This is a genomic window from Polynucleobacter sphagniphilus, assembly GCF_001953355.1.
Lineage (GTDB): Bacteria > Pseudomonadota > Gammaproteobacteria > Burkholderiales > Burkholderiaceae > Polynucleobacter > Polynucleobacter sphagniphilus.
Map to the genome: position 1 here is coordinate 22,282 of NZ_MPIY01000006.1, position 22,346 is coordinate 44,627.

Consider the following 22,346-nt stretch of genomic DNA (forward strand, 5'->3'; position numbering starts at 1 on the left):
TGCTGATCGGAAATGAAAGAATTTAGGAGAAAGTGATGTTGAATTGGGAAGAGGAAGTTGCTCCTGCATTAGCTAAAGCAGGTCTTGCACCGCAGCCGGTAGCAGTAGAACCAGCACGTCCACAACTAGACGAAGTGGCAATGGCACCACAAAATGCTGCACCTGCACCACTGCAGACAGCATCTTTGACTGGTGGCGCAGCACTGCGAGTCAATGCTGCTGATAAGCGTGTGATAAATGCAAAAACCGACGTTAACCAGTTGGTGCCATTTAAATATAAATGGGCCTGGGAGAAATATTTAGCTGGTTGTGCCAATCATTGGATGCCGCAAGAGATCAATATGAATCGCGATATCGCGCTTTGGAAAGATCCAAATGGCCTTACCGAAGATGAGCGCCGCATTATTAAGCGCAACTTGGGTTTCTTTACTACCGCTGATTCATTAGCGGCAAATAACATCGTTTTGGGCACATATCGCCACATTACAGCTCCCGAATGCCGTCAATATCTATTGCGCCAAGCATTTGAAGAGGCGATTCATACCCATGCATATCAATATATTGTTGAATCTTTGGGTTTAGATCAAAGCGAAATCTTCAATGCGTATAACGAAGTGGAGTCTATTCGTGCCAAAGATGAGTTCTTAATTCCGTTTATTGATGTTCTGACGGATCCGAATTTCAAAACAGGCACTTTAGAAAACGATCAAAAATTACTTCGCTCCATCATTGTTTTTGCTTGCGTGATGGAAGGTTTGTTCTTTTATGTTGGTTTTACGCAAATACTTGCAATGGGTCGTCAAAACAAAATGACGGGCGCTGCTGAGCAGTATCAATACATCCTTCGCGATGAGTCTATGCACTGTAATTTTGGGATCGATTTGATTAATCAAATCAAGCTGGAGAACCCGCAGTTATGGACTTCTGCGTTCAAAGACGAGATTAAATCTATCTTCGAAAAAGCAGTGGAATTAGAGTACCGTTATGCCGAAGATACGATGCCTCGTGGGGTGCTCGGATTGAACGCTCCGATGTTCAAAGGATACCTAAGATACATTTGTAATCGCAGATGTTTGCAAATAGGACTTGACGCGATGTTCCCAAATGAAGAGAATCCATTCCCATGGATGTCAGAAATGATTGATCTGAAAAAAGAACGAAACTTTTTTGAGACACGCGTTATTGAGTATCAAACCGGTGGTGCGCTAAGTTGGGAATAAAAAAGTAAAAAGCGCATGACCGGCTAAATAGGAGATTAGACGGTTGGACAGTATTAAGAGTCAGCAAACCAAAGTGAACTTCCAAAACCCTTCATTGAAGGGTATTTGGTCCACTATCTCTATTTTTTCAAGCAAATTCAAAAAGCCGTTGCCCTTTGGGGCTTCGGCTTTTTTTCCAGGATTCATTAGCGTGCAGCACCTAGCATCAAGCCGCGCGCCGATGAATGGCTCGCTCGTCGGATCCAATCTGCTGCAAAGCAAAGCGGAAATGAATGGTCGGGTCTTCTTAATCGGTAGTTTGTACTAATCCTCACGTGAAGGAGCATTACTATGGCAATCGCCAAGAAAAAAGTTGCTGCAAAGAAACCAGCTGCTAAAAAAGTAGCTGCTAAGAAGCCTGCTGCTAAGAAAGTTGCTGCTAAGAAGCCTGCTGCTAAAAAAGTAGCTGCTAAGAAGCCTGCTGCTAAAAAAGTAGCTGCTAAGAAGCCTGCTGCTAAAAAAGTAGCTCGTAAAGTAGACAAAAAAAAAGTAAGTAAGCCTGCTGTGAAGAAAGCGGGCTCAGCTGTAAAAAAGTCCGTGGCTAAAAAAGCCGCGCCAAAGACTAGTTCTTTGAATACCGCTGCTGCTTGGCCCTTCCCAACTGGCACTCGTCCATAAGCCTTAGCTTATAGACGGGTGAAGTTCAAAGGGGTCTCTTTTGAGACCCCTTTTTTATTGCCCTAAAAGTAAAAATCTTTAAAAGGCAAAACCAAACGCAGATTTGAACTGCGCTGCAATCTCATCTTTACTGGGTTGATGATTTTGTGGGCCTTGATGGCTAATCTTGATTGAACCCATCAAACTGGCCAGGCGGCCAGTTGTTTCCCAATCCATCGCATTTTCTAGGCCAAAAAGCAGTCCACCACGAAAGGCATCGCCGCAACCGGTTGGATCGATCAGCTTTTCTGCTGGCACTGATGGGATAGGAATGCATTTATTTTGCGTATAAATATCAGCACCTTCAGCACCTTTAGTAACAATCAGGGCTTTTACGCGTTCAGCAATCTTATCCAAGCTTAGGCCAGTTCTTTGGGAAAGCATTTCACCTTCGTAGTCATTGACTGCAAGGTAGCTGGCAATATCAATGAGTTCGAGTAATTCTGGGCCGTTAAACATCGGCAAACCTTGGCCTGGATCAAAAACAAATGGAATATTTGCTTCCGCAAGCTGATGGCAATGCTCCCACATGCCTTGACGACCATCTGGGGCAACAATTCCAAAATGAACAGCCCCTTTTTTATTTTGCGTACGCTCTGTCACTACCTTGGAAACAAGGTTGAGGTGAGATTCATTCATGGCCCCCGGATGAAATGCAGTAATTTGGTTGTTGACCTGATCGGTTGTGATCATTGCTTGGGCAGTGAAGGCCTGGGGAATGGTGCGAATATGACTGGCATTGATTTCTAGTCTTTTAAGGTGCTCTAGGTAGGGATCAGCATCGCCACCAACTGTTGCCATGATGATGGGGTCACCACCAAGCAGGTTCAAGTTGTAGGCAATATTGCCTGCACAGCCGCCAAACTCACGACGCATAGTTGGCACCAAGAACGCCACATTGAGCTTGTGAATCTGGTCAGGCAGAATTTGATCAACAAATTTACCCTCAAAGTTCATGATCGTGTCGTATGCAATAGAACCGCAGATTAGGCTTGCCATAAATTACTTTCTTCTAATAATGATCTGATAGTGGGTGATAGCTTAAGGGTAAATCACGCTGACTCGATAGCCTGCAGCATTTTGAGGCAGTGAAATTGGCAGATTGATAGAGAGAGCCTCTCCTGCGCGCACGCCGACTTGTGAAAAATCTGGATGAGATTCTTGCCATTCATTTGTAAGCCATTCTTGAGGCGTAAATTGCATAGACTCGATCTCATTTTCTTCTGCATCGGTGATCACCAACACCAAATTAGGAGGCAAAACGGGCAATGCAAGTTTATTTTGTAGCTCCACTTGCAGGATTGAATGATTAGGGCCGCCTTTAAGGCCCTCTCGCGCGTTTTCTGGTGATAGTGTGGCAGAAGTTATTTTCCATGCTGAAAAATCGCTTAGAGGGCGATTCACGCACTTTGCTGCCTGACAAATTTTTTCATCTGCGCTGAGTAAAACTGTAAATGCTTTTACAGCAAGTGGATTTGAACTGCCATCGATGTTCGTAGCAAGTTTCGGTAGTAAGAAATTGCGTGATAGGTGCTCACCAAAAATGATGAGCACTAGCGCGCATAGAACGATCAGAGCTAATTTAAGACTTTTTTTTTGAGCCGAAGCGAGTGAGTGTGTTTTTGTAGAGTCACTTTGGATTGCTAAAGTGCCATGCAAACAAACCCAACCGTCACTTTCTTTCCAAACCGAGAGTGTTAACCACTGGCTATAGGTTGCAATCACCTCTTCAGCTTGTCTGGCAAGAACACCGGATAGAACGATTCTGCCGCCTGGGCGCATTTTGTTGACTAGTGCCGGAGCAAGTACTTGCAATGGGTTGGCAAGGATATTGGCCATCACAATGTCGTATTTTGTTTCTGCAGCCAACTCTGGAGCACCTTCGGTTGGCAATACAAAGCGAATCACGGTGTGATTAATCTCCGCATTACTGCGCGCCGCGACCATAGCTTGGGGATCGATATCGGTTCCTACTACGGGATTGCAGCCAAGTTTTGCTGCTGCAATCGCTAGAATTCCGGACCCACAGCCGTAATCGAGCAAACTTTGCTTTTCTAGATTGGTATTTTGTTCAAGCCACAATAGGCATAAATGGGTGGTGGGGTGACTGCCTGTACCAAATGCTAATCCTGGATCGACTGCAAGACAGATTGCATTGGGATCAGTAGGGGTGTCATGCCAAGAGGGGACTACCCAAATACGCTCGCCAATTTGAATGGGTGCAAACTGACTTTGGGTAAGGCGAACCCAGTCTTGCTCCTCAACTATTTTTTCTTGTGGGGCTGTCAGTGCAAATCCAGCTTCTTTCAAGGCAATCAGCAATTGCGGAATGAAGTTTTCTGCCCCAGAATCGTCAATATCGGGATTGAATAGCGCTGTGACTGAGGATCGATCCCAGGCCTGCACTTCTGGTGATAAGCCAGGCTCTCCATAGAGGGGGTTTTCGTCGTAGCCACCTGCAGCATCATCTTCGACGGTGACTGAAAGCGCACCCAATTCAAGTAATGCATCACCCAGGGGCTCTGCAGTCTCGGCTACTACGGTAAAGATTAACTCACGATAAGACATGCAGGGATCTCGGTTAAATAGAAAAGCTTATGCTTTGCCGCGGCTCGCAGCTTGCTCTTCAAGGCGGTGCTCTAAATAATGAATATTGGTGCCACCTTCAATGAAATTAGGGTCAAGCATGAGTTCGCGATGCAGAGGTACGTTAGTTGTTATGCCGTCAATCACCATTTCTGAGAGTGCAATTTGCATCCGGCGGATTGCTTGTTCGCGTGTATTGCCATAGGAAATCAACTTACCAATCATTGAATCGTAGTTCGATGGGACCATATATCCACTGTAAGCATGGGAATCGACACGAATACCAGGGCCACCAGGCATATGCCAGGATTGGATGCGTCCTGGGCTTGGCGTGAACTTAAATGGATCTTCGGCATTTAAGCGGCATTCAATCGCATGACCGCGAAAGACAATATCTTTTTGGCGATAGGACAACTTCAGTCCCGCAGCAATACGAATCTGCTCCTGCACAATATCTACGCCAGTGATCATTTCAGTGACTGGGTGCTCAACTTGCACTCGGGTATTCATCTCAATAAAGAAAAATTCACCGTTTTCATAGAGAAACTCAAAAGTGCCAGCGCCACGATAACCAATTTTTCTGCATGCTTCTGCGCAACGTTCACCAATTTTGGCAATTAAGCGGCGATCAATACCAGGCGCAGGCGCTTCTTCGATTACTTTTTGGTGTCGACGTTGCATTGAGCAATCACGCTCTCCTAACCAAATCGCATTGCCATGGGTATCAGCCAAAATTTGAATCTCTACATGGCGTGGCTTCTCCAGAAATTTCTCCATATAGACTTCTGGATTGCCAAAAGCACGACCAGCTTCTTCTTTGGTCATGTTGACCGCATTAATAAGAGCGGCTTCTGTATGAACGACGCGCATCCCGCGACCGCCACCACCTCCAGCAGCCTTAATAATGACTGGGTAGCCAACGCGTTTTGCCGTAGCAATAATTTCCTTAGGGTTTTCAGGTAAAGCACCTTCGGATCCTGGTACACAAGGCACGCCCGCTTTTATCATGGCGTGTTTTGCTGAAACCTTGTCGCCCATCAGGCGAATCGATTCGGCTCTGGGACCAATAAAAGCATAGCCAGACTTTTCAACGCGTTCGGCAAAGTCGGCATTCTCAGAAAGAAATCCATAGCCAGGATGAATGGCTTCTGCATCAGTTACCTCTGCCGCAGAAATAATGGCTGGCATATTCAGGTAGCTTAGGGGAGAGGGTGCTGGCCCAATACAGACTGCTTCATCAGCTAGCTTGACGTATTTAGCTTCTTTATCGGCAGTTGAATAAACAACAACAGTCTTAATTCCCAACTCGCGACATGCGCGTTGGATACGGAGAGCAATTTCCCCCCGATTGGCGATCAGAATCTTAGAGAACATATCGGCTCTGAGTTAGGTAACAGTAGGAAGGATTGCTTAAAGGAGTTTTACGCAATGATGAAAAGCGGTTGGTCGAATTCAACGCCTTGTCCGTTTTCACACAGAATTTGCTTAATCACACCTTCTTTTTCTGCTTCAATTTCGTTTAGCAACTTCATTGCTTCAATGATGCACAGCGTTTGACCTACTTTGACGCTGTCACCCACTTTGACAAAATCAGGCGATTCCGGGTTTGGTGCCCGGTAGAAAGTACCAACCATTGGTGAGCGAGCAACGAATCCAGTTTCAGCTGGGGTTTCTGCAATGGGAGCGGCTGCTACTGGAATAGCTGCTACTGGAGCAGCCTGCATGACTTGGGGTGCAGGGTTGGCATAGACAACTTGCCCAGTAGGGGCGGGTGATCCAGCATTCACAATGCGAACGCGATCTTCACCTTCGTTGACTTCCAATTCGGAAATACCAGATTCAGCAACGAGGTCGATCAGGGTTTTGAGTTTTCTAAGATCCATGGAAATACTTCCTCTCTTTTGATGCTTGATTAATCTTTATTTTTGCAAACGGGCAATGGCAGCTTGTAATGCCAGCTCGTAGCCAATGGCGCCTAGTCCGCAAATCACCCCAGTAGCAATATCAGATAAGTAAGAGTGCTTACGGAACTCTTCGCGTTGATGAATATTTGAAAGATGAATTTCGGTAAAAGGAATGGCTACACCTGCTAAGGCATCGCGTAATGCCACACTGGTATGAGTAAAGGCACCTGGATTGATGATGATGAAATCAACCCCATCTTGTTTGGCTTTTTGTACTCGGTCGATTAACTGGCCCTCATGATTGCTTTGATAAGTATCTAGGTCGACAGAATGGGCTTTGGCGATTTCACCTAGCTTTGCGTGAATATCTGCCAAGGTAGTTTTGCCATAAACCTCGGGTTCACGGGTGCCGAGTAGATTGAGATTTGGTCCTTGAATTACAAGAATTGAAGCTTTTTTCGACATAGATCGATATTTTTAAATGCAGTTAGGTGTTAATAAGGAAATTACACTTTTTGCTACAAAGCCGCTTTTCAATCAAAGCAGGTGCTTCAATAATGCATAAAGTATACCTCGCAAGCTCATAAAAACTCCCTGAAAACTGGGGAGTTTTTATATTTTTGAGCGAAGTTAAAGCATTTTGCTGAAAAATATTACCCCTCGTTATCTAGAAGGGGTTTTAAGAAAATTGGTTAAATTGAATTAATTGTTGCTAAAAAGCCGAATTTATTGCCTTTTTAAGGCTATCTTCATCTATCTTACCCAATTTAGTGTCGATCACTTTGCCTTGCGGAGAGACCACAACGGTATAAGGTAGGGCGGACTGGGTATTGCCAAGCGACTTATAAATACTGCTGGCATTCATTCCACCCATCACAATCGGATAAGAAACTGGTGTCTTTTTAAGAAAATCACGTACGTTAGAGGGTGAATCAACGGCGATGCCTACAAATAAGACATTTTTCCCGGAAAATTGCCTTTGCAGCTGATCCAATTGTGGCATTTCTTCAACGCATGGGGGGCACCAGGAGGCCCAAAAATTGAGAACCAGCACTTTTCCTTCCCATGCGCTGGTATTGATCGCCTTTCCATCAGGTGACTGCCATTCATTAGTAAATACTGCTTTGACGGCCTCTTCATTTACAGCCCTGTTTTGAGAAAACCAATGCGAGCTAAATGCGCCTGCCATGAGGGCTAAAAAACAAATTCCGATGATGGTGATCCATTGTCTGCGGTTCATAGCGAGTCCTTAGCTAAAATTCGATGATGCATATTCATATCTTGGGCATTTGCGGCACATTCATGGGCGGCATTGCCGCAATCGCACGACAAGCCGGTCATCGAGTTACCGGCTGCGATGCGAACGTCTACCCGCCAATGAGCACTCAGCTTGAGTCTCAGGGCATCGAGCTCATCGAGGGGTTTTCTCCTGACCAATTATTGCAGTTTGAGACGATGCCTGATTTATTTGTGATTGGGAATGTGGTTTCTCGCGGCAATCCATTGATGGAAGCTATTCTGAACCAAGGTTTGCCATACACCTCTGGCCCTCAGTGGTTAGGTGAACAAGTTTTATTTGGACGGCACGTCTTAGCAGTTGCGGGTACGCATGGGAAAACAACCACCTCGGCCATGCTGACCTGGATTTTGGAATTTAATGGTTATCAGCCTGGTTATTTGATTGGGGGCGTTCCTCTCAATTTCACGGTATCAGCGCGCTTGGGCGAGAGTGAGTACTTTGTTATCGAGGCAGACGAATATGACACCGCCTTTTTTGATAAACGCAGCAAATTTGTTCATTACCGCCCGCGAACAGCGCTCTTGAATAACTTGGAATTTGATCATGCCGACATTTTTGCGGACCTCTTGGCAATCGAAACTCAATTTCATCATCTCGTTCGAACTGTACCTGGTGATGGTTTATTGGTAGTCAACGGTGAGGAGCCTGCCTTGGAGCGAGTCATTGCTCGCGGTGCATGGGCGCCTGTGGAGCGGTTTGGGCAAGCCGCTCAGAATGAATGGTCTTTGGTATCCCAAGCACATGACGGCTTTAGTGTGTTGCATTTGGGTAAAGAGCTTGCTCAAGTGACATGGGCTCCAGACTCTGGGGTAATGGGGCGCCATAACCAACTCAACGCATTGGCTGCAATTGCTGCAGCCAATCATATTGGCATCTCACCAGTCGATAGTGCTAAAGCATTAGCGCAATTTAAAAATGTAAAGCGACGTCTAGAAACGATTGGCATTCGAAATGACATCACTGTCTATGATGATTTTGCGCATCACCCTACAGCGATTACCACTACGGTAGATGGCTTGCGTCGTCGTGTTGGGCAGGCGCGCATCTTGGCCGTACTGGAGCCACGCTCGAACACGATGAAACTCGGTGTGATGAAAGCCCAGTTGCCTGATAGCTTAAGTATGGCGGACAAAGTATTTGCCTATGGGGCAAATGCAGGAAAAGAGTCCTTGGGTTGGGATCTTACGGAAGTGTTTTCTCCCTTAAATACGGTGGCGGCTGATAAGGCAAAAGCATTTGATAATTTAGATGCTTTGGTCAATGCGGTTGTTAGTGAGGCCAAGCCAGGCGATCACATCTTGGTGATGAGTAATGGCGGATTTGGTGGCGTGCACCAAAAAATATTGAGCGCACTATAAGTCGACTCGCGATATAGAAAGAAAAAGATGGGTAAACGTTTAGAAGATAAAGTGGCGATTGTTACGGGCTCGGCCAAGGGCATCGGTTTTGCTACAGCACAACGTTTTGCCCAGGAGGGCGCTAAAGTAATCATTGCTGACGTAAATCCTGTGGCAGTTGAAAATGCTGCTGCACAGATTCCTGGCTCTGAGGGCTATGTGATGAACGTGACTGAGCGTGCCAGCATTCAAGCTGCGGTAGATCAAATCATGCAACGCTATGGTCGGATTGATATCTTGATTAATAACGCGGGCATTACACAAGATGCGCGTCTAGTGAAGATGACTGAGGCGCAATTTGATGCAGTCATTGACGTCAATCTCAAAGGTGTTTTTAACTGCACCCAATTGATTGTGCCGCATATGCTTGAAGCGGGTCAAGGTGCGATTGTGAATGCCTCCAGTGTGGTGGGTATCTACGGTAATTTTGGACAAACCAATTACTCGGCAACGAAATTTGGTGTCATTGGCTTTACCAAAACGTGGGCACGTGAATTGGGCCCCAAGGGAATTCGGGTCAATGCTGTCTGCCCAGGATTTATTTCCACTGAAATGGTCAAAGCCATGCCAGAAAATATCCTAAAAGATATCGAAAAACGAAGTTGGTTAGGACGCTTGGGTACTCCTGAGGAAATGGCCAATGTGTATTTATTTTTAGCGAGTGATGAAGCAAGCTACGTCAATGGCGTAGCGCTTGAGGCCAGCGGCGGAATCTCCCTCTAAATATGCATCTCTTATACGAAGAAGGTGGCGATATCAAAATCGCCACGGTGCAATCTACCTCTGGTGAAGGCGATGCTCAATCATGGCAAGCCACGAGTCTGACCGGCAAAAAGATCAAACTGAAAGCCAAAGAAGTGTGGCTTCGATTTGAAAAACCAGAAGCCCAACTGGTAATGGATGAAGCACACTCTTTATCCACAGAAATCGATTTGCAGTTTCTGTGGGACTGCGCTCCTGAAGAAGAATTTAGTTTGCTTGAAGTATCACAAGAATATTTTGGTGCTGGCGCGAGTATTTCTCAGCAAGCTTCCTTGGCAATTGCACTGCAAGGCGCTCCCGTTTTCTTTCGCCGCAAAGGCAGAGGTCGTTTCCAAAGGGCGCCACTAGAGCAATTGCAAGCAGGTTTAGCTGCATTAGAGCGTAAGAAAAAAGAATTAGAGCAACAAACGATTTGGCAAGAAGAGTTGATTGTGGGCATCTTTCCTGAAGACTTGAAATCTCAGGCGCACCAATTATTGTTTGCTCCAGATAAAAATACTTCAGCCTATAAGGCTTTGAGTGCGGCTTGCACGCAGACCGGAGAAACACCGGCGCAATTAATGATTCGTTGCAAGGCAATTGCTTCCCCTTTGGACTATCACCAGGGCTTGTTCCTGAAGTCATATTTTCCAAAGGGCGCCCATTACAACCCTGGTATCACTATTGATCAAGGCGCTTACGCGGCAGCAATACAAGAGCTCCCGATTGCGGAGGTAAGTGCTTTCTCAATCGATGATTCAGGAACTACAGAAATTGATGATGCCTTGTCCGTGACCCTATTACCAAACGGAAATCATCAAATTGGTGTGCATATTGCTGCCCCAGGTTTGGTAATTGCAAGGGATGATGTATTGGATCAGCTAGCACGTCAGAGGATGTCAACGGTCTATTTTCCGGGTGACAAAATCACCATGCTGCCTCCTGCTGTGATAGAACAATTTTCTCTGGATGCGGGCGCATCTCGGCCATCCCTATCGCTTTATGTCGAGATTAATGGGGAAGGCGGGCTTATTTCCGACTCTTTGCACATGCGCGCTGAAATGGTGCCCATTGCCGCCAATTTGCGCCTGGAAGATTTGGAGCACCGAGTTACAGATGAGGCTTTAGCTGATGAAGGTGTGGATTTTCCCTATCGTCATGAGCTTGCTATTTTGTGGAGAGCAGCAAAGTTATTGCATGCAGGGCGCCAAGAGAGACGTCTTGCGAATGGCTTGCGAGCAGAACAATTGGGTGTGATTGATCCCAATGCCTTGGCTCGAGATTTTCACTTCCAGATTAAAAAAGTAGCTGGAATTGAGCGGGTAGAAATTACTCCCCGTCAGCGTGGCTCGATTTTGGATACGATCGTTTCTGAATGGATGATTTATTGCAATAGCGCTGCTGGGCGCTTATTGGCTGAACACGGTCTACCAGGATTGTTTCGTACACAAAAAGGTTGGGGTCCATTGCGTACTCGGATGCAGACGCAGCCCGGTCCGCACGAAGGCTTGGGTTTGGATTGCTATGCCTGGAGTACCTCTCCCTTAAGGCGCTATGCTGATTTAGTAAATCAATGGCAGCTGATTGCTTTAGCTAAACATGGCGTAACGGCCAAGATGGTGGCGCCGTTTGCCCCTAAGGATTCTGCGCTCATGGCTATTGCTGCGGATTTTGAATCTTGCTATCAGGCCTATGCAGAGTACCAAGATCGTATGGAGAAATACTGGTGTTTGCGTTGGATTGAGCAAGAGCCTAATGCAAAAACCGTCTATGTACGCCACCTTAAAGAGGGTATGTCTAGAGTAGAGCCGATTCCCCTGCATTTACCAATTCCTGAGTTGGCAACCCATCTAAGAATGACGCGCGCGAAAGTGGTGATCGATAGCATTGATCTCTTGCAGTTGAGTGCTAGCGTGCGCGTATTGGAGCTTGAGTCTATTGAAAAAGTGTCTGAACAAACTCCTGATACCGCAGAACCTGTGGAAGCTTCAACTGATGATGCCAATCCCAGCTAAGCTAGAGCACTCCAATGTAGTAGTGAAGGCGATTGCATTTAAAGACTTCCTTCGTAGTGCCTGGCAGCAGCATCCCTTGTACTGCGCCTTAGTCGTTTCACTTTTAATTCACATGATTTTTCTATCCTTCCGTTGGGGAATAGGTGAAATTCAAAACAGGCGTCTCAATACCCCTTTAAGTGTGGTGCTTGTAAATGCAAGTCATCAACAAGCTCCAAAACAAGCAAATAAATTAGCGCAGGCCGATTTACAGGGTGGTGGTAGCGCTGATGAGCAAGATGCCACGGCATTGCATCGTGCTCGCTTGGGGGCCCAAGCCCGCATTGAGGTTTTGGAGAAGCAGCAAAAACAAATGTTGGCAAAGCTTGATGCACAACGAGCACGTACTAGTGGCGGCAAGAGTGGCGAAGAGCAGAAACTTAAGACCCAACTGAATTCACTAGAAGCAGAACTTGCAAAACGCTTGCAAGCGAATGGACGCCAACCGCGCCGCGTGGTCCTGAGTGGAGCTAGTACAAAAGCGGTTTCTTTTGCTCAATATTTCGATGCAATGCGTCAAAAGATTGAAGTCTATGGCAGCACCTTTTTTCCACAGGCTAATGGCCGACCTTTATATGGCAGCTTGGTGATTGTGATCAGTGTTGACTCTCAAGGAAGGATTACTAGTAATGCAAAAGGGCAAGATGGAGTGAGTATTGGACGTAGCTCAGGTAATCCAGAGCTCGATCGTCAAGCTCTTGCCATTGTGCGGGCCTCTGCCCCCTTTGGACCATTTCCGCTTGCAATGCGCAATCAGATTGATGTGCTCGATTGGGTTTCCACCTTTGAATTTACTCGCGATAGTGTTGACCACTTAGAGCTACGCCACCAATCAAATTCTAAAAATTAGCTTATCCTCTAACTAGTATGAACCCACCAAGCCCATCCTCAATTCATATCGATCCTGCCCAATATCCAGGGGTAGATGTATATGCTGTGGCTGGCAATCCGATCGCTCATAGCAAGTCACCCAGTATTCACCATCGCTTTGCAGAACAAGCAAAGCAAGCAATTCATTACGGCAGATTAGAACCTGAGCTCAATGCATTTGAGCAGGCGGTGAGTACGTTTTTCTCTGCAGGTGGTAAGGGTATGAATGTCACTGTGCCATTCAAGTTAGAGGCGTATGCACTTGCTGATGTCTTAACCCCGCGTGCACAACTAGCAGGAGCTGTGAATACCCTTTGGATGTCAGATAGCAAGCTTTATGGAGACAACACCGATGGCGCTGGTTTAATAAGAGATCTATTAGCACAAGGTATTTCACTGCAGGGCGCAAGAGTGCTGGTATTGGGTGCTGGTGGTGCCACCCGCGGTGTGATCGGGCCGCTTTTGGAGCAGTTACCAGCCAGCTTGACGATTGCCAATCGGACTGATCAAAAAGCGCTTGAGTTGGTAAATATGTTTGCGCAGTTGGCAAAGACTAAAGAGGTCATATTCAGCGCATGCACGCTATCTGATCTTGAGTCTCATACCAAGACGCCTGCGCCGTTCAACCTGGTCATTAATGCCACAGCTTCTGGGCTTGCTGATCAGTCTCCATTGACTGCAGGTGCGGCCTCTACTATTTTTGTCCCAAGTTCATTTGCCTATGACATGGTCTATGGGAAGATAACCCCCTTTATGCAGCAGGCGATAGGGCATGGAGCCCGTGTCAGTGATGGCTTGGGTATGCTGGTAGAGCAGGCTGCAGACGCCTTCTTAATTTGGCGAGGAGCAAACTTAGCCCATTCAATTGATCCACGTGCAGTACTGGCAGCACTGCGCAGTTAAACCTATGCGCTGGCTCAGTTATTTTCTGAAGTGTGTATTGGGTAGTTTGCTAGCGATGCAAATCTACTTTGTGATTCAGATTGGCGTATGGAGTACGCTCAATCCAAGTAGCACCGCTTTTCAACGATCCGAGCAATGGCGCTTGTGTTCTTGGCACCTTTCGTGCCCCATCCAAAAAACTTGGACACCATATAACCGGATCTCAGCAAATGTAAAGCGGGCTATTTTGGTGAGTGAAGACGATATCTTTTTTCAGCACAAGGGTGTGCGTGTTGAGGATATGCAAAAAGCCTAGGGAAAAAAATAAAGAGCAAGCTCACCAACATGGGAGTCAGTCTAAGATTGCTTTAAGAGGTGGTTCAACTATCACGCAGCAGTTGGCAAAAAATCTTTTTCTATCCTCAGAGCAAAACTATTTCCGCAAAACGCAAGAATTAATCATTACTGGCTTATTAGAGCTCATGCTTACAAAGCAGCGTATTTTTGAGATTTACCTAAATTCAGTCGAGTGGGGTGAAGGGGTTTTTGGTATTGGCGCAGCTTCTGTACATTACTTTGGCGTCAGCCCAGAAAATCTCAGTAGAGAGCAGGCTGCGATTTTGGCAGCAGCCCTCCCGGCCCCAAAATGCTTTGATAAGACGCAATATTGTCGCCGGGCCAATTTCAATTTTCCTGCACGGCAAGATTTTATTTTGGAGAACATGGATCGGGTTGTCCTGGCGCCAGTCCCCAAAAAAGCTGCTAGTCGGTAATTTTCACTGCAGCCCGAAGTGCATCTCTGGTGCTGATAGCCACCGCTCGAGCGGTGGCTGCAAAGTCTGCGCCTGAACTGGCATACAGAATCGCCCTAGATGAGTTGATCATCATGCCTGTCCCGGGACGATGAGCGATGCTGCCGGCTTTGACGGTTGCATCAATATCGCCACCTTGAGCACCAATCCCAGGAATTAAAAGAGGCATTTCTCCCACAATAGCTCGTACTTTGGCAATTTCATCTGGGAATGTGGCACCCACCACCAGGCTTAATTGACCCGAGCTATTCCATTTTTCTGCCGCTAAGCGAGCTACATGCAAGTAAAGCGGTTCGCCGCTGGGGGCAATATTTAAAAATTGGAGATCTGATCCACCGGGATTGGAGGTGCGGCACAACACAATGACACCTTTACCGGCGTGTTTGAGGTAGGGCTCTACTGAATCAAAACCCATGTAAGGGTTAACGGTTACTGCATCAGCCCCATAACGATCGAAGGCTTCGAGCGCATAGTGTTCGGCAGTACTGCCGATATCTCCCCGTTTTGAGTCCAGTATGACTGGAATATGAGGATATTTATTTTTAAGGTGCTTGACGAGTTTTTCTAGCTGGGATTCCGCGCCTTGGGAAGCAAAGTAGGCAAACTGGGGCTTAAAGGCGCAGACTAAATCAGCCGTGGCATCAGCGATCTCTCGGCAAAACTCAAAAATACCTTCAGATTTCCCCTGAAGCGATGGGGGCAAGCGCTTTGGGTCTGGGTCAAACCCAACACACAGCATACTGCCTTGGGAAGCCCATGTGGATTGGAGTTGCTCGTTAAAGGTTTTTGGGTTTGAGTTCATTTGATTTGCGCTTAGTTTAATGAAACTACTATCTCTATAGGATAAACTAGCGCACATTCCTTAGGAGTCCACCATGATCAACTTGTTCGTCCTACAAAATGGCCGACTCTCTCAAGAGCAAGTCGAAGATCGCAATGAATTGTTGCAATATTCAAATCCGATTTGGATCGACGTGGTTGATCCAGAAGAGGAAGAGCTTGTCTGGATTAAAGAAGCTTTTGGTGTCTTATTGCCTGAATTGGATGATTTGGGCGACTTAGAAGCATCAGCCCGCTATTTTGAAGCGGATGACGGTCACTTGCATATTCGCACCGATTTCTTATTGGATGAAGAGGAAACCTCCCGAAATATTCGAGTGGCTTTTGTATTGACCAAACAAGTCTTATTCTCCATTCACGATGAAGATTTACCCGTTTTCCGTTTGGTGCGTTTACGCGCGCGTTTGCGTCCTGGTTCTGTGAGTAATGCAAAAGATGTGTTGCTTGATCTGTATTCAACCGATGCTGAATATTCTGCAGATGCCTTGGAAGAGGTTTATGAAAACCTCGAGCTGGCAGGAAAAAAAGTACTTTCCGATGACATTAATGACTCGGAAGCGGAAGAGGTTTTGGAAACCATTGCTAAAGAAGAAGATACGAATGGTCGTATTCGTCGTAATGTGATGGATACGCGCCGCGCCTTATCTTTTTTAATGCGCAGTAAATTACTCTCTGATGAGCAACAGGAAGAGGCGCGCCAGATTTTGCGCGACATTGATTCTCTTGAAAACCATACTGCTTTTTTGTTCGATAAGATCAACTTCTTGATGGATGCTACGGTAGGTTTTATTAATCTGAACCAAAGTAAGATTATTAAGATCTTCTCGGTGGTATCGGTTGCCTTGATGCCACCAACTTTATTGGCCAGTATCTGGGGTATGAATTACAAACATATTCCTGAGCTGGATTTAGAGTGGGGCTATCCATTAGCGCTGGTGTTGATGTTGATCTCGGCGATTATCCCGCTGTGGTACTTCCATCACAAAGGTTGGATGAAATAATCCTTGCTTATGGATGGCTGGCAAGTAAGTGAATAAGCTCAGTGAGGGCGTATTCACAAGCTTGCATGCGTACCCTCGAGCGGTCACCCTCAAAGTGCATGGTTTTGTAGGTGGTGTGTTTTGTATCATCACCCAGCGCCCAAGCAAAGCAGACCGTTCCCACTGGCTTTTCGGGTGAGCCACCAGTGGGGCCAGCGATACCTGTAATAGAAATGGCGACATTGACCGCAGCATTCTTTCTTGCGCCCTGTGCCATCGAGATTGCCACCGGTTCACTGACTGCGCCAAAGGAGTCAATCATTTCGATTGGTACGCCCAAGCACTCTACTTTAGCTTGATTGCTATAGGTGATATAAGCGCGCTCAAACCAAGCGCTAGAGCCTGGTAATTCAGTAAGTGCAGCACTTACGAGGCCGCCAGTACAGGATTCGGCAAGCGCCAAAGTCCAGCCTCGCGCAATCAAGGCATTCGCAACCGCTTGACTCAGGCTTAGATTCATTTATGAGAATTGTTTTAGGGTAACTTGAACGAGAGCAAAGGCTATCAGGGTGAAGAAGGCCGCAGCCAAATCATCGACCACGATACCAAAGCCTCGCCACCAGATTTCAAAATGGCTTGAGGGAGTATCGCTGGTATTCCCTTCGAGGGTTTTGAAATAGCGATCAATCCATCCAATGGGGCCTGGCTTTACCGCATCGAAAAATCGAAAGAGAGCAAATGCCAATAGCTGCCAGTAAATAGAGCTGGGCGAGATAAGCAGCAAGATCAACCAAAAGCTCACTATTTCATCCCAAACAATGCCACCAAAATCTTTTTTGCCTAATTCTTCACTCACCTGGCCACAAATCAGACAGCCCAAAACAAGCCCAATGCCAATAATCCACCAGCATTGCCAGCGCTCTAAAAATAGAGTCCCAATGAGAAATGTTGCCCAAGCCCAAAGACTGCCTGCTGTACCGGGTGCGATTTGACTTAGTCCGCTGCCAAAGCCAAATGCCAGGATTCGGTTGATCTTTTGGAAGACCCAGCCTAGTGTCGGGGTCGCACTAGTTGTTGTGTTGATATGCAGATTCATGCAAAGTGATCAAAAGATCGCAGCAGACTGGCCGTGGCATCTTTATCGAGCAGTTGACCAGTAGAGTCTATTAAATCAATGGAGGGCTTGCTATTGCGCATGGCTTTAATAGTACCAATTCGAGCCAGGGGAAGAGATAGTTCTTGGCTGATTTGATTTAAGCGATCACGCTGCTCTTGCTTGGCTGTAAAACACAATTCATAGTCATCTCCACCACAGGCAGCAAACTGATTCTGGATAGTTTCACTTTGCTGCAATAGCAGCCCAGATTTAGGTAATTTCCCAAGTAATATTTCCGCATCAACATGAGACTGCTCAAGGATGTGCATCAGATCCCCCAGTAAGCCATCTGAAATATCAAGCGCGGCGCTCGCAACGCCTTGGAGACTTTGCCCAAGAGTGATACGCGGTTCAGGTTGGTGCATGCGCATTTGAATTGATTGGAGGTCGGGCGCAGAGATGGTTAATTCATGACGCAGTGCAGCAAGAGTCAATCTTGCATCACCCAGCGTTCCTGAAACCCAGATGTCATCCTGTACTTTTGCGCCTGATCTACGAATGGCTTTTTCCTTGGGAATAGAGCCAAATGCAGTGATCGAGATGGTTAGAGGTCCGGCGGTTGTGTCACCCCCAATGAGGGGGCATGTGTATTTATTGGCGATCTCAAATAGACCTTGGCTAAAGGCCTCTAGCCAGTGCCCATCAGCATGCGGTAGTGCTAACGCTAAAGTGAAACCTAGTGGCTTTGCGCCCATGGCAGCAAGGTCTGAGAGGTTTACGGCTAAGGCTTTGTATCCTAGGGACCGAGGGTCGACATTCTTGAAAAAATGCCTGCCTTCAACCAGCATATCGCTTGTAATCGCCAGCTCTTCGCCCACCGCTTCTTTTAGGATGGCGCAGTCATCACCAATCCCAAGCAGGACTCGTGAACCAGCGTCGGATTTGCCCTGGGCAAGCATTGCATCCGACTCCATTTTGAAGTAACGGGCTATGAGTTCGAATTCGCCAAGTTGAGAAGACATGCCCCATTTTAGGACTCTTGGACCTTCGCCACGCGAGAGGACTAGAATAAGAAACTTCACTATGACTTAATAATGAGTTAATCGATGAGCAAAGAACGCAACAAAGAACAAGAAATTGCCGATTTAAGAGCGGCAGCCCTTCACTATCATGAGTTTCCAGTTCCTGGAAAAATTGAGATTGCCCCCACTAAGCAGTTAACCAATCAACGCGATTTGGCGCTGGCTTATACCCCTGGGGTAGCTGCTGCTTGCGAAGAGATTGCTAAAGATCCGGCAAATGCGTTTCGATATACCGCTAGAGGAAATTTAGTGGGCGTGATCACCAACGGTACTGCCGTACTGGGCCTTGGAAATATTGGCCCGCTGGCAAGTAAGCCGGTGATGGAGGGTAAGGCTGTTCTATTTAAAAAGTTTGCTGGTATCGACGTATTCGATATTGAGGTTAATGAAACCGATCCCGAGAAGTTGGTTGAGATTATTGCTGCACTTGAACCTACTTTTGGCGGCATTAACCTAGAAGATATTAAGGCGCCTGACTGCTTCCTAGTTGAACGTAAATTGCAAGCACGGATGAAAATCCCGGTTTTCCATGACGATCAACATGGCACAGCGATCGTGGTAGCAGCTGCGATTCTGAATGGCTTAAAAGTAGTCGGTAAGAATGTGGGTGACGTGAAACTGGTTACCTCAGGTGCTGGCGCTGCAGCTTTGGCCTGTTTAGATTTATTGGTTGATTTAGGCATCCAACGTAAAAATATCTGGGTGACTGACTTAGCTGGTATTGCCTACAAGGGTCGTAAAGAATTAATGGATCCTGAAAAGGAGCCATTCTGCCAAGAGACAGAATTGAGAACGCTGTCTGAAGCAATTGAAGGGGCTGACATTTTCTTGGGCTTATCTGCTGGTGGTGTACTGAAGCAAGATATGGTGAAGAAAATGGCTGATAAGCCTTTGGTTTATGCATTAGCAAATCCAACACCAGAAATTTTGCCTGAGGAAGTAAAAGCAGTTCGCCCTGATGCAGTGATGGCCACTGGTCGTACTGACTATCCCAATCAGGTCAACAACGTTTTATGCTTCCCATTTATCTTCCGCGGTGCCTTAGATGTGGGCGCAACTACTATCACTCGTGGCATGGAAGTAGCCGCGGTTAAAGCAGTTGCTGAGCTGGCACAAGCTGAGCAGAGTGAGGTGGTTACCTCAGTCTATGGCATTGAAAACCTTTCTTTTGGCCCTGATTATTTAATTCCAAAGCCATTTGATCCGCGTTTAATTACAGCGATTGCTCCAGCAGTTGCAAAAGCGGCGATGGATGATGGTGTTGCGCAGCGTCCGATTAAAGACTTCGATGCTTACCGCAATCAGCTCCAGCAGTTTGTGTACCACTCAGGTACTTTGATGAAGCCCTTGTTCAGCATTGCTAAAAATGTACCTGCTAATCAGAAGCGTATTGTGTTCTCCGAAGGTGAAGATGAGCGCGTCTTACGTGCGGTCCAAATCATTATTGATGAGCGTCTTGCAACACCCATTCTGATTGGTCGCCCTGCTGTCATTGAGTACCGCATCGACAAGTTTGGCTTGCGCATGAAGGCTGGTGAAGACTTTGAGATTGTGAATCCTGAAAGCGATGCACGTTTCCGTGATTTCTGGCAAACCTACCTTAGCTTGACTGAGCGCAAAGGTGTTTCAGAGGCCTATGCAAAATTAGAAACGCGTCGTCGTAATAGTTTGATCGGTAGCCTGTTGGTTAAAAAGGGTATGGCAGACGGCATGATTTCGGGAACGATAGGTAATCTTGCTACCCATCTGAAATATATTGACGAAGTGATTGGCCATGAACCTGGTGCGAATGTTTACGGTGCGATGTCTGGCTTAATTCTTCCTGGGCGCCAAGTGTTCTTAGTTGATACTCACATCAATCTCGATCCAACTGCAGAGCAATTAGCCGAACTTACTTTGATGGCTGCTAGTGAAATGCGGAAATTAGGTATTGTTCCAAAAGTAGCGCTCTTGTCGCATTCAAACTTTGGATCAAGCAATGCGCCATCGGCAATCAAAATGCGTGAAGTATTGGCTTTAATTCAGAAAGCAGATCCTGCGCTCGAGATTGATGGCGAAATGCATGGTGATAGCGCATTAGATGCAACAATTCGTGCCGGTGCAGTGACTTCATCATCACTGCAAGGCGATGCCAATTTATTGGTGATGCCGAATATGGATGCTGCAAATATTTCATACAACTTGCTGAAAACAGCGGCGGGCAATGGCATTGCAATTGGACCACTATTGCTTGGTGTTGCTAAGCCTATTCACATTCTTACTCCGGCAGCAACGGTTCGCCGTATTGTGAATGTGACTACTTTGGCGGTTGTAGAGGCGGCTAGCAATGCAAGAGGGGTGTCTTAAGCAATTTTTTAAATGTAAGTTAGTGATAACAAACATTTATTATTCTTATATAAATCAAAGGTTTATATAAAATGCACTCTTTTTGGGCTTGATTTGATGGCGTGTTAGGGGTAACCTAGCACCCATCATGAATAATCGCTCAGAAAACAACAATACGGTAGGATTTGACGAACATAGCCGCGCTGAAAGTTGGGATAGTAATGATCGTCTTGAAACCGAATCATCTGCTGCCAACGTGTATGCACAGGGCGGTTTATCTCGTCTACAAACCTATGCAGCAAATCAAGTTTCGGGGAAAAAAGTGACAGCTTCTTGGCGTGCCGCTTTGGCCGTTCGCGATGCCGGACCGCCTGCTATGTTGCGCAGTGTACGGCCTAATATCGTCCAATCTATTCGTGCTTTCCGTACGCCTGATCTGCAGGAAGCGGCTACGGAGCTTGGTCAGCACTTTATTTACGCTAATTGCGCTCATGCACTGACCAAAGGTGAGGTGTTGGAGGCTATTGCCATTGCCTATACTTTCACCAAGCAGCAAGCGAAAAATTTTGATCCTTTATTGGATGCCTTAACAACCACTATCGATAAATCAGGCCCTCAACCCGGTTTTGTAGTGGTGTTGGAAGGTTTGCCTTGCACGCAGAAGTTTGACAAAGAGGCTCGTGAGACATTGTTAGATGTGTTCCGTGATGCTGTCGATTTCTGGGCAGAACGTCGCACACCTTATCGCGTCTTCTACTCGTTCGCCTAAATAGAAGGCTCTAAGAATTATTTAGAGCTTTTTGTAGTTCTTTCTGTATTTGAGCATCCCAAACGCTATGTACGGCCGTGATCGCAACGATTCCGGCCGTTTCCGTTCTTAGGACTCGGCTGCCTAGGGAAACAATTTGATACCCAGCACGTTCTGCCAAAGCCTCTTCTTCTGGAGAGTGACCGCCTTCTGGGCCAATCATTAAAATAATATCTTGCGGTCCATTTTCTAAGAGTACGGAATACATGCTTTGAGTGGCATCTGGACTTAAAAGCAGCTTGAGGGATGGCTTTTGGGGCGCCTTAAGATAATCCGCCAAGTTCTGAATGGGCTCAACTTGGGTAAATACCGTTCTGTCGCATTGCTCGCATGCAGCTTGCACAATCCCAACCCAGTGGAGTAAACGTTTTTGGGCGCGTTCCTGGTCGCTTGAGCGGGTTAATTTGAGTACTGAACGCTCGCATTGCAAGGGGGCGATTACTTGAGCGCCAGTTTCTACAGCTTTTTCGACTGTCCAGTCCATTTTGTCCCCTCCGGCCAACCCTTGTGCCAAAGTAATCGCGTAAGGAGACTCCCGATGGGTATCACTGCGAATTTGACTAATCTGCGCCAGACCACTCTTTCCAGTTAAGGAAAGCAGGTGAGCTTGGCCTATTTGCCCTTTTCCATCGAATATGGGGAAGTTTTCACCCGGTGGAATGCGTCGAACACGCAGATGATGGGCTAGCTCGGGTGTGAGCTCGGTTGGCTTTTCGGATTGCCATGGGCTGGGAAGATAAAATTGAGGCATTA

The 22,346-nt window shown here is 46.6% G+C and carries 21 protein-coding genes and 2 pseudogenes; 11 read left to right on the plus strand and 12 right to left on the minus strand.

Annotation, left to right across the window (positions count from 1 at the left end):
• Nucleotides 1-35: 35 nt before the first annotated feature.
• Nucleotides 36-1,220, plus strand: a complete 1,185-nt coding sequence (locus tag BOQ04_RS06660) for a ribonucleotide-diphosphate reductase subunit beta (protein WP_076023984.1) — start codon at nt 36-38, stop codon at nt 1,218-1,220.
• A gap of 330 nt (nt 1,221-1,550) precedes the next feature.
• A complete protein-coding gene (locus BOQ04_RS06670; protein ID WP_076023986.1) occupies nt 1,551-1,877 on the plus strand; it encodes a hypothetical protein in 327 nt (108 codons plus the stop codon).
• A 78-nt stretch (nt 1,878-1,955) separates the two neighbouring features.
• Here BOQ04_RS06670 and BOQ04_RS06675 read toward each other — a convergent pair whose 3' ends face one another.
• The 7 genes and pseudogenes from BOQ04_RS06675 to BOQ04_RS06700 form a co-directional block, all read right to left on the minus strand.
• Nucleotides 1,956-2,915 carry a carbohydrate kinase family protein gene (locus BOQ04_RS06675; protein ID WP_076023987.1) on the minus strand — a complete coding sequence of 320 codons (960 nt, stop codon included), beginning with the start codon at nt 2,913-2,915 and terminating at the stop codon, nt 1,956-1,958.
• Nucleotides 2,916-2,957: 42 nt separating this feature from the next.
• Nucleotides 2,958-3,575, minus strand: coding sequence for a DUF3426 domain-containing protein (locus tag BOQ04_RS10935; protein ID WP_269844391.1), 618 nt, complete (start codon nt 3,573-3,575; stop codon nt 2,958-2,960).
• Nucleotides 3,564-4,484: pseudogene (prmA, locus tag BOQ04_RS10940) on the minus strand (50S ribosomal protein L11 methyltransferase); the annotation flags it as partial. The gene BOQ04_RS10935 and the pseudogene prmA, both read right to left, overlap by 12 nt.
• A 27-nt stretch (nt 4,485-4,511) precedes the next feature.
• Nucleotides 4,512-5,876, minus strand: a complete 1,365-nt coding sequence (gene accC / locus BOQ04_RS06685; RefSeq protein ID WP_076023989.1) for an acetyl-CoA carboxylase biotin carboxylase subunit — start codon at nt 5,874-5,876, stop codon at nt 4,512-4,514.
• 47 nt (nt 5,877-5,923) lie between these two features.
• Entirely contained in the window at nt 5,924-6,385 is a 462-nt protein-coding gene (gene accB / locus BOQ04_RS06690) for an acetyl-CoA carboxylase biotin carboxyl carrier protein (RefSeq protein ID WP_076023990.1), read from the minus strand.
• A gap of 36 nt (nt 6,386-6,421) precedes the next feature.
• The gene (gene aroQ / locus BOQ04_RS06695; protein ID WP_076023991.1) at nt 6,422-6,871 is read right to left on the minus strand and encodes a type II 3-dehydroquinate dehydratase; all 450 of its coding nucleotides are present in this window, start codon (nt 6,869-6,871) and stop codon (nt 6,422-6,424) included.
• Between the two features lie 247 nt (nt 6,872-7,118).
• Nucleotides 7,119-7,646: a TlpA family protein disulfide reductase gene (locus tag BOQ04_RS06700; protein WP_076023992.1), complete on the minus strand. Its 528-nt coding sequence runs from the start codon at nt 7,644-7,646 to the stop codon at nt 7,119-7,121.
• Nucleotides 7,647-7,672: 26 nt separating this feature from the next.
• Between BOQ04_RS06700 and mpl the strand changes: the two genes are divergently transcribed.
• The 6 genes and pseudogenes from mpl to mtgA all read left to right on the plus strand — a co-directional run bounded on the left by mpl (nt 7,673) and on the right by mtgA (nt 14,423).
• Entirely contained in the window at nt 7,673-9,064 is a 1,392-nt protein-coding gene (gene mpl / locus BOQ04_RS06705) for a UDP-N-acetylmuramate:L-alanyl-gamma-D-glutamyl-meso-diaminopimelate ligase (protein WP_076024075.1), read from the plus strand.
• Between the two features lie 27 nt (nt 9,065-9,091).
• Nucleotides 9,092-9,826 carry a 3-oxoacyl-ACP reductase FabG gene (gene fabG, locus BOQ04_RS06710; protein WP_076023993.1) on the plus strand — a complete coding sequence of 245 codons (735 nt, stop codon included), beginning with the start codon at nt 9,092-9,094 and terminating at the stop codon, nt 9,824-9,826.
• 2 nt (nt 9,827-9,828) lie between these two features.
• On the plus strand, nt 9,829-11,859 hold the full coding sequence (locus BOQ04_RS06715; protein ID WP_076023994.1) for a ribonuclease catalytic domain-containing protein: 2,031 nt from the start codon (nt 9,829-9,831) through the stop codon (nt 11,857-11,859).
• On the plus strand, nt 11,840-12,748 hold the full coding sequence (locus tag BOQ04_RS06720; protein WP_233126693.1) for a TonB family protein: 909 nt from the start codon (nt 11,840-11,842) through the stop codon (nt 12,746-12,748). The genes BOQ04_RS06715 and BOQ04_RS06720 overlap by 20 nt, the downstream gene beginning before the upstream one ends.
• A 17-nt stretch (nt 12,749-12,765) precedes the next feature.
• Nucleotides 12,766-13,671 (plus strand): shikimate dehydrogenase, encoded by a 906-nt coding sequence (aroE, locus tag BOQ04_RS06725; RefSeq protein ID WP_076023995.1) that lies wholly within the window; start codon nt 12,766-12,768, stop codon nt 13,669-13,671.
• A gap of 4 nt (nt 13,672-13,675) precedes the next feature.
• Nucleotides 13,676-14,423: pseudogene (mtgA, locus tag BOQ04_RS11025) on the plus strand (monofunctional biosynthetic peptidoglycan transglycosylase).
• Here the strand turns inward: mtgA and pyrF are convergent.
• Nucleotides 14,413-15,264, minus strand: coding sequence for an orotidine-5'-phosphate decarboxylase (gene pyrF / locus BOQ04_RS06735; protein ID WP_076024077.1), 852 nt, complete (start codon nt 15,262-15,264; stop codon nt 14,413-14,415). The pseudogene mtgA and the gene pyrF overlap by 11 nt on opposite strands.
• Nucleotides 15,265-15,337: 73 nt before the next feature.
• Between pyrF and corA the strand changes: the two genes are divergently transcribed.
• Entirely contained in the window at nt 15,338-16,303 is a 966-nt protein-coding gene (gene corA, locus BOQ04_RS06740) for a magnesium/cobalt transporter CorA (protein ID WP_076023996.1), read from the plus strand.
• 7 nt (nt 16,304-16,310) lie between these two features.
• Here the strand turns inward: corA and BOQ04_RS06745 are convergent, their stop codons facing one another.
• Genes BOQ04_RS06745 through thiL form a run of 3 tightly spaced genes read right to left on the minus strand, consistent with a single transcriptional unit; the run spans nt 16,311 to nt 18,400 of the window.
• A complete protein-coding gene (locus BOQ04_RS06745) occupies nt 16,311-16,802 on the minus strand; it encodes a CinA family protein (protein ID WP_076023997.1) in 492 nt (163 codons plus the stop codon).
• Nucleotides 16,803-17,378 (minus strand): phosphatidylglycerophosphatase A family protein, encoded by a 576-nt coding sequence (locus BOQ04_RS06750; RefSeq protein WP_076023998.1) that lies wholly within the window; start codon nt 17,376-17,378, stop codon nt 16,803-16,805.
• Nucleotides 17,375-18,400 (minus strand): thiamine-phosphate kinase, encoded by a 1,026-nt coding sequence (gene thiL / locus BOQ04_RS06755; protein WP_076023999.1) that lies wholly within the window; start codon nt 18,398-18,400, stop codon nt 17,375-17,377. Before thiL ends, BOQ04_RS06750 begins: the two co-directional genes overlap by 4 nt.
• A gap of 84 nt (nt 18,401-18,484) precedes the next feature.
• Between thiL and BOQ04_RS06760 the strand changes: the two genes are divergently transcribed.
• Both BOQ04_RS06760 and BOQ04_RS06765 read left to right on the plus strand, forming a co-directional pair.
• The gene (locus BOQ04_RS06760) at nt 18,485-20,806 is read left to right on the plus strand and encodes an NADP-dependent malic enzyme (RefSeq protein WP_076024000.1); all 2,322 of its coding nucleotides are present in this window, start codon (nt 18,485-18,487) and stop codon (nt 20,804-20,806) included.
• 127 nt (nt 20,807-20,933) lie between these two features.
• The gene (locus tag BOQ04_RS06765) at nt 20,934-21,554 is read left to right on the plus strand and encodes a barstar family protein (protein WP_076024001.1); all 621 of its coding nucleotides are present in this window, start codon (nt 20,934-20,936) and stop codon (nt 21,552-21,554) included.
• Between the two features lie 10 nt (nt 21,555-21,564).
• Here the strand turns inward: BOQ04_RS06765 and BOQ04_RS06770 are convergent, their stop codons facing one another.
• Nucleotides 21,565-22,344: a 16S rRNA (uracil(1498)-N(3))-methyltransferase gene (locus BOQ04_RS06770; RefSeq protein WP_076024002.1), complete on the minus strand. Its 780-nt coding sequence runs from the start codon at nt 22,342-22,344 to the stop codon at nt 21,565-21,567.
• Nucleotides 22,345-22,346: the final 2 nt, after the last annotated feature.

Coding starts and splice junctions, on each gene's coding strand:
- BOQ04_RS06700 (WP_076023992.1), bottom strand. CDS start 7,646: ATGAACCGCAGACAATGGATCACCATCATCGGAATTTGTTTTTTAGCC.
- BOQ04_RS06770 (WP_076024002.1), bottom strand. CDS start 22,344: ATGCCTCAATTTTATCTTCCCAGCCCATGGCAATCCGAAAAGCCAACC.
- BOQ04_RS06745 (WP_076023997.1), bottom strand. CDS start 16,802: ATGAATCTAAGCCTGAGTCAAGCGGTTGCGAATGCCTTGATTGCGCGA.
- BOQ04_RS06715 (WP_076023994.1), top strand. CDS start 9,829: ATGCATCTCTTATACGAAGAAGGTGGCGATATCAAAATCGCCACGGTG.
- aroE (WP_076023995.1), top strand. CDS start 12,766: ATGAACCCACCAAGCCCATCCTCAATTCATATCGATCCTGCCCAATAT.
- aroQ (WP_076023991.1), bottom strand. CDS start 6,871: ATGTCGAAAAAAGCTTCAATTCTTGTAATTCAAGGACCAAATCTCAAT.
- BOQ04_RS06760 (WP_076024000.1), top strand. CDS start 18,485: ATGAGCAAAGAACGCAACAAAGAACAAGAAATTGCCGATTTAAGAGCG.
- pyrF (WP_076024077.1), bottom strand. CDS start 15,264: ATGAACTCAAACCCAAAAACCTTTAACGAGCAACTCCAATCCACATGG.
- mpl (WP_076024075.1), top strand. CDS start 7,673: ATGCATATTCATATCTTGGGCATTTGCGGCACATTCATGGGCGGCATT.
- BOQ04_RS06660 (WP_076023984.1), top strand. CDS start 36: ATGTTGAATTGGGAAGAGGAAGTTGCTCCTGCATTAGCTAAAGCAGGT.
- BOQ04_RS06670 (WP_076023986.1), top strand. CDS start 1,551: ATGGCAATCGCCAAGAAAAAAGTTGCTGCAAAGAAACCAGCTGCTAAA.
- corA (WP_076023996.1), top strand. CDS start 15,338: ATGATCAACTTGTTCGTCCTACAAAATGGCCGACTCTCTCAAGAGCAA.
- BOQ04_RS06750 (WP_076023998.1), bottom strand. CDS start 17,378: ATGAATCTGCATATCAACACAACAACTAGTGCGACCCCGACACTAGGC.
- BOQ04_RS06765 (WP_076024001.1), top strand. CDS start 20,934: ATGAATAATCGCTCAGAAAACAACAATACGGTAGGATTTGACGAACAT.
- thiL (WP_076023999.1), bottom strand. CDS start 18,400: ATGTCTTCTCAACTTGGCGAATTCGAACTCATAGCCCGTTACTTCAAA.
- BOQ04_RS06675 (WP_076023987.1), bottom strand. CDS start 2,915: ATGGCAAGCCTAATCTGCGGTTCTATTGCATACGACACGATCATGAAC.
- BOQ04_RS06720 (WP_233126693.1), top strand. CDS start 11,840: ATGATGCCAATCCCAGCTAAGCTAGAGCACTCCAATGTAGTAGTGAAG.
- fabG (WP_076023993.1), top strand. CDS start 9,092: ATGGGTAAACGTTTAGAAGATAAAGTGGCGATTGTTACGGGCTCGGCC.
- accC (WP_076023989.1), bottom strand. CDS start 5,876: ATGTTCTCTAAGATTCTGATCGCCAATCGGGGGGAAATTGCTCTCCGT.
- accB (WP_076023990.1), bottom strand. CDS start 6,385: ATGGATCTTAGAAAACTCAAAACCCTGATCGACCTCGTTGCTGAATCT.